General features: G+C 39.8%; 11 protein-coding genes. 3 read left to right on the top strand and 8 right to left on the bottom strand.

Annotated elements, in window-relative coordinates; translation table 11 throughout:
* Positions 1 to 30 precede the first annotated feature (30 nt).
* A complete protein-coding gene (gene rnd / locus I6F41_RS00665) occupies positions 31 to 1,161 on the top strand; it encodes a ribonuclease D (RefSeq protein WP_197107488.1) in 1,131 nt (376 codons plus the stop codon).
* 188 nt (positions 1,162 to 1,349) lie between these two features.
* The gene (gene kch, locus I6F41_RS00660) at positions 1,350 to 2,525 is read left to right on the top strand and encodes a voltage-gated potassium channel protein (RefSeq protein ID WP_011330128.1); all 1,176 of its coding nucleotides are present in this window, start codon (positions 1,350 to 1,352) and stop codon (positions 2,523 to 2,525) included.
* Between the two features lie 116 nt (positions 2,526 to 2,641).
* Here the strand turns inward: kch and I6F41_RS00655 are convergent, their stop codons facing one another.
* From I6F41_RS00655 to I6F41_RS00625, 7 genes are all read right to left on the bottom strand, one after another.
* A complete protein-coding gene (locus tag I6F41_RS00655) occupies positions 2,642 to 3,517 on the bottom strand; it encodes a sugar phosphate isomerase/epimerase family protein (protein WP_182683588.1) in 876 nt (291 codons plus the stop codon).
* A 94-nt stretch (positions 3,518 to 3,611) separates the two neighbouring features.
* Positions 3,612 to 4,361 (bottom strand): gluconate 2-dehydrogenase subunit 3 family protein, encoded by a 750-nt coding sequence (locus I6F41_RS00650; protein WP_182683587.1) that lies wholly within the window; start codon positions 4,359 to 4,361, stop codon positions 3,612 to 3,614.
* Between the two features lies 1 nt (position 4,362).
* Positions 4,363 to 6,042, bottom strand: coding sequence for a GMC family oxidoreductase (locus tag I6F41_RS00645; protein WP_058375092.1), 1,680 nt, complete (start codon positions 6,040 to 6,042; stop codon positions 4,363 to 4,365).
* Positions 6,043 to 6,044: 2 nt separating this feature from the next.
* Positions 6,045 to 6,737 carry a 3-keto-disaccharide hydrolase gene (locus I6F41_RS00640; RefSeq protein WP_182683586.1) on the bottom strand — a complete coding sequence of 231 codons (693 nt, stop codon included), beginning with the start codon at positions 6,735 to 6,737 and terminating at the stop codon, positions 6,045 to 6,047.
* Between the two features lie 23 nt (positions 6,738 to 6,760).
* Complete coding sequence (locus I6F41_RS00635) at positions 6,761 to 7,987, bottom strand: MFS transporter (protein WP_182683585.1); 1,227 nt, start codon at positions 7,985 to 7,987, stop codon at positions 6,761 to 6,763.
* A 10-nt stretch (positions 7,988 to 7,997) separates the two neighbouring features.
* Positions 7,998 to 9,053, bottom strand: coding sequence for a sugar phosphate isomerase/epimerase family protein (locus I6F41_RS00630; protein ID WP_182683584.1), 1,056 nt, complete (start codon positions 9,051 to 9,053; stop codon positions 7,998 to 8,000).
* 7 nt (positions 9,054 to 9,060) lie between these two features.
* Entirely contained in the window at positions 9,061 to 10,221 is a 1,161-nt protein-coding gene (locus I6F41_RS00625) for a Gfo/Idh/MocA family protein (protein WP_182683583.1), read from the bottom strand.
* A gap of 165 nt (positions 10,222 to 10,386) precedes the next feature.
* Here I6F41_RS00625 and I6F41_RS00620 point away from each other — a divergent pair, with 165 nt between their 5' ends.
* Positions 10,387 to 11,112: an AraC family transcriptional regulator gene (locus I6F41_RS00620; protein ID WP_058375097.1), complete on the top strand. Its 726-nt coding sequence runs from the start codon at positions 10,387 to 10,389 to the stop codon at positions 11,110 to 11,112.
* Here I6F41_RS00620 and I6F41_RS00615 read toward each other — a convergent pair.
* Positions 11,109 to 12,722 carry a copper homeostasis protein CutC gene (locus tag I6F41_RS00615; RefSeq protein WP_197107487.1) on the bottom strand — a complete coding sequence of 538 codons (1,614 nt, stop codon included), beginning with the start codon at positions 12,720 to 12,722 and terminating at the stop codon, positions 11,109 to 11,111. The genes I6F41_RS00620 and I6F41_RS00615 overlap by 4 nt on opposite strands.
* Positions 12,723 to 13,027: the final 305 nt, after the last annotated feature.

Below are 13,027 nucleotides of genomic sequence, written 5' to 3'. Positions count from 1 at the left end.
TATGTCGGCTTTTTTATTGTAGGAGACTAAGTGCACTACCAATTAATTGAAACCCAAAATCAGCTTAATACTTTTGTTGAGCAAATTAAAAACAAGCCCGTTTTAGCCATAGACACAGAGTTTATGCGTCGCCGTACTTTGTACCCAGAAGTTGCACTTATTCAAGTTTATGATGGCGAGCATTTAGCACTTATAGATCCACTGGCAGAACTGTCATTATTCGATTTTTGGCAAATTTTAAAAGATCCTGCTGTTTTAAAAGTATTTCACTCTCCTTCAGAAGACATAGAAGTTTTTCAAAAGTACGCTGGGTTTGTTCCTACGCCGTTATTCGATACTCAATTTGCACTGCAAATTTTAGGCGAAGGAAACTGCATGGGCTTTGCCCTTATGGTAAAAACCTTACTGGATATTGAAATAGATAAAAGTGAATCACGTACAAATTGGTTGCAACGGCCATTAACAAATAAACAATTAGAGTACGCTGCTGCCGATGCCTATCATTTATTACCCTGTTTTAATCTTATTATTGACAGTGTAAAAGCCGCCGATTTATTTAATATTGTTATTAGCGAAAGTGAGTTAGTGGCTAATAAGCGTGAATTTCAAACCCCAGATGAACTGCTCTATAAAGACATTAAAAATGCGTGGCAACTAAGGCCACATGAACTTGCAATATTAAGAGAGCTGGCTGTTTGGCGTCGAAATAAAGCAATTCGTAAAAATTTAGCACTTAACTTTGTATTAAAAGAACATAATATGACAGAAATTGCTAAACGAGGCCCTGCAAGTTTAAATGCATTAAGGCAAATTCCGGGCGTTGAGGCGATAGAAGTGAACCGCTCGGGAGTCGAAATACTAAAGTGTATTGAACAAGCAAAAGCATTACCTGAGGAGCAACACCCAGCAATTTTAAAGCGTTTAATAGACTTTCCTAGTTACAAAAAAGTAGCGAAAGAGATAAAACAAAAAATTAATAAAGTTGCCAAAGAACATAATATTCCAGAGGATGTAATGGCTTCTAAAAAGCAGGTTAATCAACTAATTAGTTGGAATTGGAAATTATCTGCAGCACAAAAAGGGCAGCATATTAAACCAGATTTGCTTAGTTCTTGGCGCTATTCTTTTGTAAAAGATACGCTAAAAGAATGGGATGTTTGATCGTATTTAAGTCTCTAAGGTTAGCTTACATAGATAACTTACTTAATAGTGTATTGAGCTAACAGGTATAAATACTAAGCTATTATAAGTGCACCTATTATTGGGAGGCAGTTATAATAGCTTTATTAATTTATTTGCTATTCATTTAGTGGTGTTTTTTATATACCACTGTTATTAAAGTGCTTTTTATGAAAGTTGAAACAATAAAACGTAAACTATTAGAACTATGTAAACCAGCTTGGATATTAGCTATTTTGGTTGCTTTTAATGGTTACTGGCTAATTAAACCTGTTGTTGCACGTATGCTCGAAATGCTACCGGGTGTATTAAACTGGTCGCTCGATTGGTTAAATTTAATTGATAAAATAGGAATAACAGAACTACCGCGCTTTATTTTAGGTGCAGGCTTAATAATAATGTCGGTTGGCTTAGCTTTAAAAGCACGTTTAGCGTGGGCTTTTTCACTGATACTATTAATAGTGGTCGCGGTTATTAGTATTTCATCGTCAAGCTCTGGGCTAATATTATTGTCTTACACTATGGTTGTGAGCATGTTATTACTCGTATACTGGAAAAGCTTTGATGGCTCTAGTATTACCGCTGGTAGTTTGTTTGCTCTAACCAGTACAGGCGCATTAATGCTTTATGCTGTGTTTGGCACTTTGTATTTAGGCAGCGAGTTTAGTACCCCTATTACCGATTTACCCACTGCATTTTACTTTTCTATTGTGAGCATGTCGACGGTAGGCTATGGCGATCTTTACCCTGTAACGTCTACAGCGCGATTATTTACCGCATCAATTATTGTTATGGGTATTACCGTTTTTGCTACTTCGATCAGTGCTATTATAGGCCCTGTGATTGGTGGTAATCTTAAAAAAATTGTTAAAGGTAGGATTTCGAACGTAATGAGAAAAAATCATTTTATTATTTTAGGTATTTCACCCACCGCACACAGTGTTTATGCCGGTTTGGTAGAGCGTGGCGATGCAGTTACTTTAGTGTGCCCAACAGGGTCTGAACACGAATATCCGGTAGATGCAGACATTGTTTATGGCGACTCAAGCTCAGCCGATATCTTAATCGAAGCGGGCGCTAAAAAGGCAAATTATATTTTAGCGTTACGCAATGATGATGCTGAAAATGCGTTTAGTATTTTAGCGGCTAAAGAAGTTGCTGGCGAGGACACCAAAACAATTGCTTTGGTTAATTCAAGTAAACATATTCCGCAAATTAAGCGCGTAAAACCTGACGTAGTATTTTCATTGCAACTACTCGGTAGTGAGCTGTTAGTGAGAACGCTAAAGGGTGAAACCATTGATAATAAACTGATCACTAAATTGTTCTTTGGTGATGCAGAATAAGCGCTTTAAATACTCAGTAAAATGATTAAATAGCATAACTAAAAAAGTATTGTGACCCAATAAAGTACCTTTTTACATTGGCTTGTGGGTCACAATATTTTCCTTTTCTAGCGCGGTTATAATGCCATTTCCTGTAAAATCATATCAAGGTTAGCTTTAGATTTAGCAACACTTTGCATTGGCGTTAAACCATGCGGGTATTCTTCTTGCTCTAATACCAGCCATTGAGTACCGCCGTGCTGAATTAATGACTTTATCAGTGACTGCCAAGAATAACTATTTTCACCAATAATAGGACTTAGACCATCATTTTTATGGGTACGAATTTTTAAATGGGTTGATATTGTACGTTGCGGATAATTTTTCACGTAAGTGAGTGGGTTCTTCCCTGCATAATTAACCCAACCAATATCGAGTTGCAGTGGCATATTAGCCGGTGTTTGGGTCGCAATGTAATCCCAATAAGTAGCGCCTTTATAATGGTTAAACTCTTGATCATGATTATGAAAGCCAATCTGCATATCGTAACGTTGGGCTATATTATTTACTGCAATTAGTTGCTTGGTTAAAGCAATTACACCAGTAGGGTGCCATGCGCGTTCATCCCATGGTACAAATAATAACGATACGCCTAAGGTTTTATAAAATAGAAGGGTGTCTGAAATGCTCTCATTCGTTAGTACTTCAAAGCCAATATGCGCACTGCTAGCAACTAAATTTAAATCACTGAGTTTGCGTTTTAGCTTGCTCGGATCATTGCGGTAACTACCAAAATCACCGGCAAACTCTACACCTTGAAAACCCATATCTGAGAGAGATTGTAATGTACCTTCAAAGTCTGCTTTTAATGCATCTTTAACCGACCAAAGCTGTACACTTACAGGCGGGAGTGCTTTTGCTGTTTTAGCACTCACTTGCAACGCACTGCAGCTTAGCGTTACAACACCAATAAACAGCAACGTTTTTAGTTGCCAAAATTTTGTATTAAACATCACAAAATACCTATTAAATAAGCAAAGAGGTTGTTTGCTCTTTGCTTTCGTTTCTTTTATGTAGCCATCGTTAGATTAATAGCATTAATTTAAATCAGTCTTTATAAGCGTATTCGCTTAAGCCTAGTTCTGCTAACACATGTTCTAAATGTGCTTTGGCTTCATCGCTAGGGCCAGGGTAATCACCAGCAATAGGTACATTACCTAAGTAACCGATATCTTTACAGCCTTGTGGCGTGCAAAAGTAAGCACCTAGCACCAAGTTTTTAAAGCGTAAAAAAGCATCACTTATACGTTGAAACTGAGCGGGTATATCTTCACTAACATAGGCAATATCATTTAATATAGCGGTTTGTTGCTCACTATTTAATTGCACAAAATTAGTTTTAAAACGAAGTGCTGCCTCATCGTCAATCCACGCTAATCCATGCAGGATAGCGACTCTATCTTTTTGCTGGCCGTTATAAGGTGCGCTTACCCATTCATTAATTACACTTGGTACCTGTACTTGTGAAGCACTTGGATTATTACCCTCTTGCGGTACTATGTAATCTGCAAGTACAGCGACGAGTGTCAGCTGGGCATTCGTTAAGGTGAGCGGCCAAGGCGATTCTGGTGGGAGCACCATATTTGGATCTGTACCATAACCTTTACCTGCTACTGGGGCTATGTCTATATCAGGCCAATGGCCAGCTTTGCTCATAGAACCATCGAGTGCTTTAGTGCAACCAGCACTTAGTGACACGGCCGATCCTGCGGCGAGTAGCCCAAGCCATTTTAATGATTCACGACGTGACATTCCTGAAGCGTATTTGTTAGAGTTGATGCGATCTTGTGTATCCATGTTATAGCACCCCTTTTTCAATTTGTTTTGCAAGCCACGTTGAGTTACGCATTGCGAGTGTCATTATTGTTAAAGTACAATTTTTATGTGGATTTGATGCAAATACACCGGCATCCATAATAAATAGGTTTTCGCATTCCCAGGTCTGACCCCATTGATTAGTAACAGACTCTTTTGGCGAGCTACCCATTCTGGTAGTACCTACTTCATGAATAATTTCACCACCTTTAGAAATTGCTTTTTCTGCAGACGGTAATTTACCGACCTTAGCTCCCATATTTTCTAAAATTTGTTTTGCTGTTTTTAAGCCGTGTTCAATTTGCTTAAGCTCTCGGTCTGACCATCTAAAATGGAATTTAGAAACGGGGATCCCCCATTTATCTTTAACGGTTTCGTCAATTTCCATGTAAGTGTCTTTGTTTGGGAGCATCTCGCCACGCAGCGCAAAGCCAACATAAGAGCCATATGCATCACGAACTTGTTGCTTAAGGGCAGGCCCATAGCCTTGTTTATCACCCGACACACCTGAACCTGGCTGATTAAAGCCGCTACTTATTTCAAAGTGGTAGCCACGTGGAAAGTCAAGCTCACCTTTGGCATGTGCTTTGTGTCCCCACCAAGGAATAAACAAGTGGTTGCCAGTATGGCCATCTTCGTTATAACGCGGGCGTCCTTTTAAAGCAGGAATTTGCGCGCCTAACCAAGCACCAGTAGAGTCCATCAAGTTACGGCCTACCTGATCGCTCGAGTTAGCTAAACCTTTAGGGTGCTTGGCTGTTTTAGAGTTCAGCAAAATACGCGCTGATTCACATGCACTGGCAGCAAGAATTACCACATCAGCTGAGAGAGTATGCTCAGTTACAGATTTTTTCTCAACATAGGTCACACCCGTTACTTTACCAGCGTCATTTACCGCGACAGATTTAACCATAGCGTCGGTAACAATTTTTAAATTACCGGTCGCCATTGCCATAGGTAGTAGGGAAGTTGTGGTTTGAAAAGCAGCACCAATAGAGCAGCCGCTACCACAAGGTGTCGCATAAAAACACGCCATGCGATCATCTTTATTACGTGTAAGTACGGCTCTGTGCATAGGGACTGCAGCAATACCTAATTTTTTAGCACTGGCTGCAATTAGTAACTCCGGCACTCTGGGTGTTGGTGGCGGCTGTAAAACACCGGGTGCAGAAGGAGGCATATCGTCTAAACCTGTATTAGTTCCACAAATACCAACGAGTTCTTCAGTTTTGTCATACCAAGGTGCAATATCTTCATACACAAACGGCCAATCGGCGCCTTGGCCGTCTTGACTCTTACCTTTAAAGTCGTGTTCACTAAAGCGCAACGAATAGCGTCCCCAGTGATTGGTTCGCCCACCGAGCATACGTGCTCGCCACCAATAAAAATCGGTACCTTTGGCATTTGTGTAGGGCTCGTCTGGTACTTGCCAACCACCATCTACGGTAGCATCGTAAAAACCAAAGCTTTTATCTTTAGTGCCTGCTCCCATTAGAGGGGCTTCGCTATTGCGGCGAAACATTGGGCTTTCCGTTTTCGGATCGTAGTCTCTACCAGCTTCTAATAATAAAACTTTATGGCCTAGTTTAGTTAATGTATAAGCGGCCATTGCACCGCCAGCACCCGAACCAACAACCAGTACTTTATGATCGAATTTAGACATAGTTATAGCTCCTTAATTTTTATATTTTTAAACCAAACTTTATCACCATGATCTTGCAGACCAATATGCCCTTGCTCAGCCGTTGCAAAGTTTTCCCACGTAGCAAATTTACTATTGGCCACTAAGGTGTTCCAGGTAGTACTGCCAATTACAATACTGGTAGTACTGATACCGTTTTGCCATACCTGTAAGTGCATATCCTGCATGCGAATACGTACATGGTTCCAGTTATTTGCAAGTTTATGAGCTGCTTTTGGTGCTGCAAAAAGATCGTAAATAGAGCCAGATAAATGAGAATCTATTTTATTATCTGAGTGTTCTACATTATCTAAAATTTGAATTTCTGGCGCATGGGAATAGATCATACTGCCAGTTTCGTCGGCTAATACAAAAATACCGCTGTTGCCTTTTGTAGAGATCTTCCAATCCATTTGTAATTCGTAGTCGCGGTACATTTTTTTAGTGAGAATATCGCCGCCACCTTGCGTTAGGGTCATGGCGTTATCTTCAATTTTCCATGCTGAGTTAACCGTGTCACTTTTAAAGTTACGCCACATAGACATATCTTTACCATTAAAAAGTGATTGCCAGCCGGCTTTTTGCTCTTCTATGGTTAGTTGGTTATCTGGTGTATGGGCAAAAGCACAGCTACTAAAAGCCAGTGCAAGTGACAACATTTTGAATGATTTAAGCATAATGTAACCTCGTTTATTTATTTTTAATGATTGCTAGACGCGTTTTTTAGCGTTTTATTTTTATTCATAACCAGATGAAACCCAGCAAAAACCACAATTAATATAATAGGGAAAATAAGCAGGTTTCCTAACACTGTTTGCCCTGCTAATACTTGAGTTTGCTGCACCGTTAAGTTTGCCGCTTCGGCTTCTTTACTTGCGGCATCAATCCAATGACCGATTACCGGGTTCCACATGCTAACTGCAAACATGCCGGCACCGCCCATTAATGACATACCCAAAGCGCCTGTTTTAGGGGCGAATTCTGCAACGCAGCCAAGCATGGTGGGCCAAAAGTAAGTGACGCCAACGGCAAACATTGCTGCTGCAAAGTAAATAGCGTTACCTTGCACTTGGCTCATTAAAAATATTCCTGCGGTGGCAAAGATTGCTGATCCAAGCAGTACCCCAGTTGGGCTAAAACGATGAACAATTGGGCCTGCAAAAAATCTGCCTGTAGCCATAAGGCCAGTTATAAGCGCTAAAATCACCATAGGTGAAGCACCCGAAGAGCCTAAAATCTTTTCTATCCATTGTTGTGTGCCAAACTCGGTAATGGCAGTCACTGTCATACAAACAATCAGGAATAAATACACAGGTGATAGTAGATTTTTTAGGTTTTTGCTGGTTGAGTTTACTTGCATATCAAACTGTGGAAACTGTGATTTGAGTATCATCACACCATATATAATGGTTGGAATAAGAATTAATGCCACTTGCCATTGCCAGTTTAATCCTACAGCAGTCATAGCGCTTGAAGCCAAAGCTCCAATTACGATGCCACCTGGAAACCAAACGTGGAAACGATTGAGCATAGTGGTGGTATTTTTTGGAAACATTTGAGCAATTAGTGGGTTACAGCCAGCTTCAACAGAGCCATTAGCAAAACCAATTAAAAAGGTAGAGACTAACAATCCCCAAAATCCGTCTGCGGTAATGGTTAAAATGAGCCCAGCAAAGTGACAAACAAAAGCCAGTGCTACAAGTCGTTTAGCTCCAATAGCATTATATATAAAGCCGCCGACCATGGTGGCAACCGGGAAACCTAAAAAGGCCATGGCGTTAACCCACCCTAGCTGAGTGCTAGTAAGACCAAACTGTTCACCTAGTTGGCCTAATATTCCGGCGCGGATCGCAAATGTCATTGAGGTAACAATTAATGCAATACAGCAGAGCCTAAATACTAGGCGGTTGTTATTATTATCATTCATTAGCGATATCCTATTTAATACCTAAAATGCGATTGTTACGTTGGCTATCTGTTTCAGCTCGACTAAAATCGTCGAATGCCTTATCAGTTGGGCGGATCAGATGGTGTTTAATAAATTCAGCCCCTTCTTTTGCGCCATTCTCGGGATGTTTAATACAACATTCCCACTCTAAAACAGCCCAGCCATCAAAGCCGTACTGAGTTAATTTGCTAAAAATACTTTTAAAGTCAATTTGCCCATCACCTAAAGAGCGAAACCTTCCTGGGCGGTCTTGCCAGTTTTGATAGCCGCCATATACACCAGAGCGACCGTTAGGAGTAAATTCGGCATCTTTAACATGAAATGCTTTTATCCGTTCATGGTAAATGTCTATAAATGCAAGGTAATCAAGTTGTTGAAGTACAAAATGACTAGGATCATAAAGAATATTTACGCGCGGATGATTATTGGTTGCCGCTAAAAAGCGTTCAAACGAAATACCGTCATGTAAATCTTCACCAGGGTGAAGTTCAAAGCACACGTCCACACCCATTTCGTCAAAGCAATCTAGTATAGGCAGCCAACGTTTAGCTAATTCTGCAAACCCTTGTTCAACCAGTCCTTGCGGACGTTGCGGCCAAGGATAAAAAGTATGCCAAAGTAATGCCCCAGAAAAAGTTGCATGGGTTTTTAATCCCAACTTTTGGCTTGCTTTGGCTGCTAGCATTAATTGCTCTTTTGCCCATACGGTTCTTGCTGCGGGGTTACCTTTAACTGCTTGCGGCGCAAAATTATCGAACATTTCATCGTATGCCGGATGTACTGCGACTAACTGCCCTTGCAAGTGAGTCGACAGCTCTGAAATTGTAAGCCCTGCGTCTGCTGCAATACCAGTTACTTCATCGCAGTATTGCTGGCTTTGAGCTGCTTTTTCTAAATCAAATAGGTCAGAATTTGAAGTGGGCAGTTGAATTGCCTTATAACCTAAGTTACTCGCCCAGTGGCAAATGTCTTTAAAATTATTAAATGGCGGTTTATCTGAGATAAATTGTGCTAAAAATATCGCCGGTCCTTTTATTTCTTTCATTATTATTTTATCCAATTTTAAAAGTATGCCATTTGGTATCTTGTGCTGATGCAGACACCGCATTTTCAATAAATGCCATGCCACGAATTGCTTCATGAATACCGGGTACATCAAACTCGCTGTTTACTGTTGTCAGCCCTGATTTACTGGCTTGAACTTGCTTCGCAAAATTTACATAAATATTAGCGAACGCTTCAAGGTATCCCTCAGGGTGGCCTGCTGGAGTGCGTAATGCATTTGTGGCAGCGTTACAAAGTGGGCCAACACCAGCGCGTAACAAAGTAGCTGGAGCGTTATGGCTTCTTAACCACAAGCTATTAGGCTCCATTTGTGACCATTCAATACTGGCCTTATCGCCATATATACGCAGGGTAAGGTTGTTTTCTTCGCCCAAGGCAATTTGGCTGGCAATTAACACACCTTTACTGTGATTGTTAAAGCGTAGCAATACAGTGCCGTCATCATCGAGAGTTCTACCGGGGACAACGTGATTTAAATCAGCGCATAGTTCAGTAATTTCTAGGCCACTTACATATTCGGTTAAGTTGGCTGCATGGACCCCAATATCTCCCATGCAACAACTAATACCTGATTTGCTAGCATCTAAACGCCATTGTGCTTGCTTAGATGTTTCGTCATTGCTATTGGCTAACCAACCTTGGTTATATTCAACAATTATTTTACGAATATTGCCAAGCTCGCCATTGGCAATACGATGGCGAGCTTCTTTAACCATAGGGTAACCTGTGTAGGTGTGGGTAAGCCCGTATACAACATGACTACTATCTAGCTGTTTTTTTAGTGCTAACGCTTGTTCTAAATTAAGAGTAGCGGGCTTATCGGAAAGTATATGAAAACCATATTGAATAGCGAGTTGTGCAATAGGAAAATGTAAATGGTTTGGCGTTACAATAGCGACAAAATCGATACGTTGATCTGCTGGTAATAATGACTCTGCCTCAAACATGGCTTGATAACTTGCGTAGCAGCGAGCGGGATCTAAGCCAAGCATTTGTCCTGCAGCCATGCTCCGTGCTGAGTCTGAACTAAAGGCACCGGCCACTAACTCTATTAATCCATCTAAACGTGCTGCAATACGATGTACAGCCCCTATAAAAGCACCTTCGCCGCCGCCCACCATGCCCATACGTATTTTGTTACTATTCATGGAAAAGTTCCTTTTAGTAAATAAGATTACTAAAGTAAGTTAAAAACATGTTATTTATAATAGGGAAATGAAATGTTAAGTGATAATAGTAATTCGGTTAACAATGAGACAAAATCGGCGTTTGCAAGATATAAATAAATACGCGTAGGGGCGCTAAATAGCACAATGGATGAAGATAAAATTATAACTAAAGCGGGTATACACCAATTAATAGCCGCATTTGACTTACTACCTGATATTTTGTTTTGGGTTAAAGATACGCAAAGTAGAATTTTACATTGCAATCAACATTTTATAGAGCACCAAGGATTTAAGTCACTTGATCAAATTTTACTAAAAACTGATTTTGACTTTTCCCCAAAGCATTTGGCTTTTCAATATGTAAATGATGATAAACGGGTTATGCAGGGCCATGTTGTTACCGACAGACTTGAACTTAATCAAACACTAAGTGGTGAATTAGCGTGGTTTTCTACTTCTAAACAGGTACTTAGAGGGGATAATGATACTATTTTAGGCACCTATGGCGTAACTCGTCACTTAGAAAAAACATCTAAAGCATTATCTCATGTTAGGGTAATTGAAGAGCCCGTTGAATACATCAGAAAATACTATCATCGTACAATAACTATTGATGAACTCGCTACATTAGCGCACCTTTCAGTAAGTGCATTAGAGCGGCGTTTTAAAAAACATTTAGCTAAAACGCCGAATCAATTTATTAACGAAATCCGCCTTGAAAATGCACGTAAGCTGTTAGTTGAAACACGCTTACCTATTTCACAAATTGCCTATCAATGTGGTTTTTCGGAGCCGAGTTATTTTAGTAAGCAATTTAGGCGGTTGTTCGGTGAAATACCGTCTCAATTACGTAATAAAATAGAAGATTAAAGTATTTTATGGTTGTGTTTTGCTAATTGAATTGCACCTTGCTCAGGAGTCGATTTAGCTTTGCTAAGGTACTGTTGTGTTTGTGCAGTTAACCAAGGCGTAATTTTTACTGCTGTACCACCGATTAAAGAAACCCTGGGGTAACCCATACTCACTAGGTGATCTACATAGCGGGTTATAAATTTAGCGGCATATTGTAAAAGTGATTTAGCATAGGGATCATCAGGCATAGAAAACACTAAAGGAGCAAAACTGGCAAAGTAAGCAGGCTTTGCTTTAAGTGCTATTTGAGTGATGTCGCTACTAGAGGTACAGTTGATTTGTGCTAAAAGCGCATTAATTAATGGGCTTATTGGTAACAAACCATCGGTTACTTCTAACGCATAGCGAAATAAGTTTAATCCTAACCATCCGCCACTTGCACCATCGCTTAACAGTAAGCCATAGCCACCAAAGTCTATGCATTTATTAGATTTTTTAGCTCCTGCACAAAATCCAGTACCTAAAATAATTACGGCTCCAGGTTCATTAAAATGAGCCCCTTGGCAGGCAATATCTATGTCTGTGGTTAAGCTCAGTTCGGCAAATGGATGTTGCCAATCGCGCATTACTAGCATAGCGCTTTTTATATTTGCTCCAGCAAGTCCAGCGCAAGCCACAATGGATGATATTGCGGTGGTAGGTAAGTTTGCTTTGCTTAATACTGTATGTGTTGCTGCAATAATTGACTTTTGCGCCACCTCAATAGAAGTGGCAATATTTGCAGGCCCACTTATAGCTTCAGCTAATAGTTTACCTTGGGCATTTTCGAGCCTAACTTTACACTTTGTACCGCCACCGTCAATGCCTAAAAATAGCGCAGTAGATGTATTATCGTTCATTCTTTTTCCTATTATTTCAGCAAGAGTGCGCACTGCTAAAGGATCTAAATACCCATCTTGTTTATATACAGCAGAGTGCACATGCAGCGAAACTTGATTATTGTTATGTGTTGCTATTTGCCACAGTTTAGCTGCATTACTGCAAGTAACTCCACCACCAATAACGACCTCTATTCGATTGTCAGCAAAGTTTATTAGCGTTTTTAAGTGTTGTATATTTTGTATTACGCTAGTGTTACTAAGCCACTTTGTTCCGTTAGTTAATACACGACTAATACCAAGTTCTATGAATAAATTGAGAGCGTCTTGCCAGTTTTCAATACAATCGAATGCGCGATGAAAAGTAACACTGAGGTGATATTTTTGTGCATGTTTTACCAGTGTTCTAGTGGTTTTAATATCGAGTTTACCGTGACTAATAGCACCAAATACAACTCCTGTTGCACCTAACTTAGCCGCACTTTCAATTTGTTCTAACATAGTAGATAGCAGTGCTCTATCGACTTCAAATAAATTGCTAATAGGTCTTATCATTACTAACAAGTCACCGTCATGTGGCATATTTTCACGGGCAACCTTAATCGCTGCAATGCTAGGAGTTAGGCCATCAAGATGCATGGCACTACACAGTTCTACTCTGCTTGCACCACAGGTAAATGCAATGTGAATATTACTAGCTAACTTATCAAGTTCATCTGCGCTTAAGCAGATTTCCAAATTATTACGCATTGTTGAGCCTATCATTTCTTTAAAAAATCCGATTAGCAAATAAATCGAAAAGTGAATGCTTATCAAAAATTGTAATATAAGACATTTAAATCAAAGTATTATGATTTAAATAGGTGTCGCTCAAAATAACAAACAGAGCATGGATACTATAAACCAGGTTGAGATTAATAAAATCTATTTATTAGTAAACGCCGATTTTTTACTAGTGTTCACCGAAATACTATTATCACTTTTTGTACTGTATCCCTATCCTGAAACGCAGCTTAACAAAGTGTTAACTCGTACAAAGCAAAGCTGTGGAAGTA

It is taken from the genome of Pseudoalteromonas sp. SCQQ13 (genome assembly GCF_015864415.1).
GTDB lineage: Bacteria > Pseudomonadota > Gammaproteobacteria > Enterobacterales > Alteromonadaceae > Pseudoalteromonas > Pseudoalteromonas nigrifaciens.
Note: the sequence above shows the minus strand (reverse complement) of the source record. Positions and strands in the feature narration are given on the sequence as shown.

Excerpts from the sequence above, each read along its gene's own strand:
- kch (WP_011330128.1), top strand. The coding sequence starts at position 1,350 with ATGAAAGTTGAAACAATAAAACGTAAACTATTAGAACTATGTAAACCA.
- I6F41_RS00655 (WP_182683588.1), bottom strand. The coding sequence starts at position 3,517 with ATGTTTAATACAAAATTTTGGCAACTAAAAACGTTGCTGTTTATTGGT.
- I6F41_RS00650 (WP_182683587.1), bottom strand. The coding sequence starts at position 4,361 with ATGGATACACAAGATCGCATCAACTCTAACAAATACGCTTCAGGAATG.
- I6F41_RS00645 (WP_058375092.1), bottom strand. The coding sequence starts at position 6,042 with ATGTCTAAATTCGATCATAAAGTACTGGTTGTTGGTTCGGGTGCTGGC.
- I6F41_RS00640 (WP_182683586.1), bottom strand. The coding sequence starts at position 6,737 with ATGCTTAAATCATTCAAAATGTTGTCACTTGCACTGGCTTTTAGTAGC.
- I6F41_RS00635 (WP_182683585.1), bottom strand. The coding sequence starts at position 7,987 with ATGAATGATAATAATAACAACCGCCTAGTATTTAGGCTCTGCTGTATT.
- I6F41_RS00630 (WP_182683584.1), bottom strand. The coding sequence starts at position 9,053 with ATGAAAGAAATAAAAGGACCGGCGATATTTTTAGCACAATTTATCTCA.
- I6F41_RS00625 (WP_182683583.1), bottom strand. The coding sequence starts at position 10,221 with ATGAATAGTAACAAAATACGTATGGGCATGGTGGGCGGCGGCGAAGGT.
- I6F41_RS00620 (WP_058375097.1), top strand. The coding sequence starts at position 10,387 with ATGGATGAAGATAAAATTATAACTAAAGCGGGTATACACCAATTAATA.
- I6F41_RS00615 (WP_197107487.1), bottom strand. The coding sequence starts at position 12,722 with ATGCGTAATAATTTGGAAATCTGCTTAAGCGCAGATGAACTTGATAAG.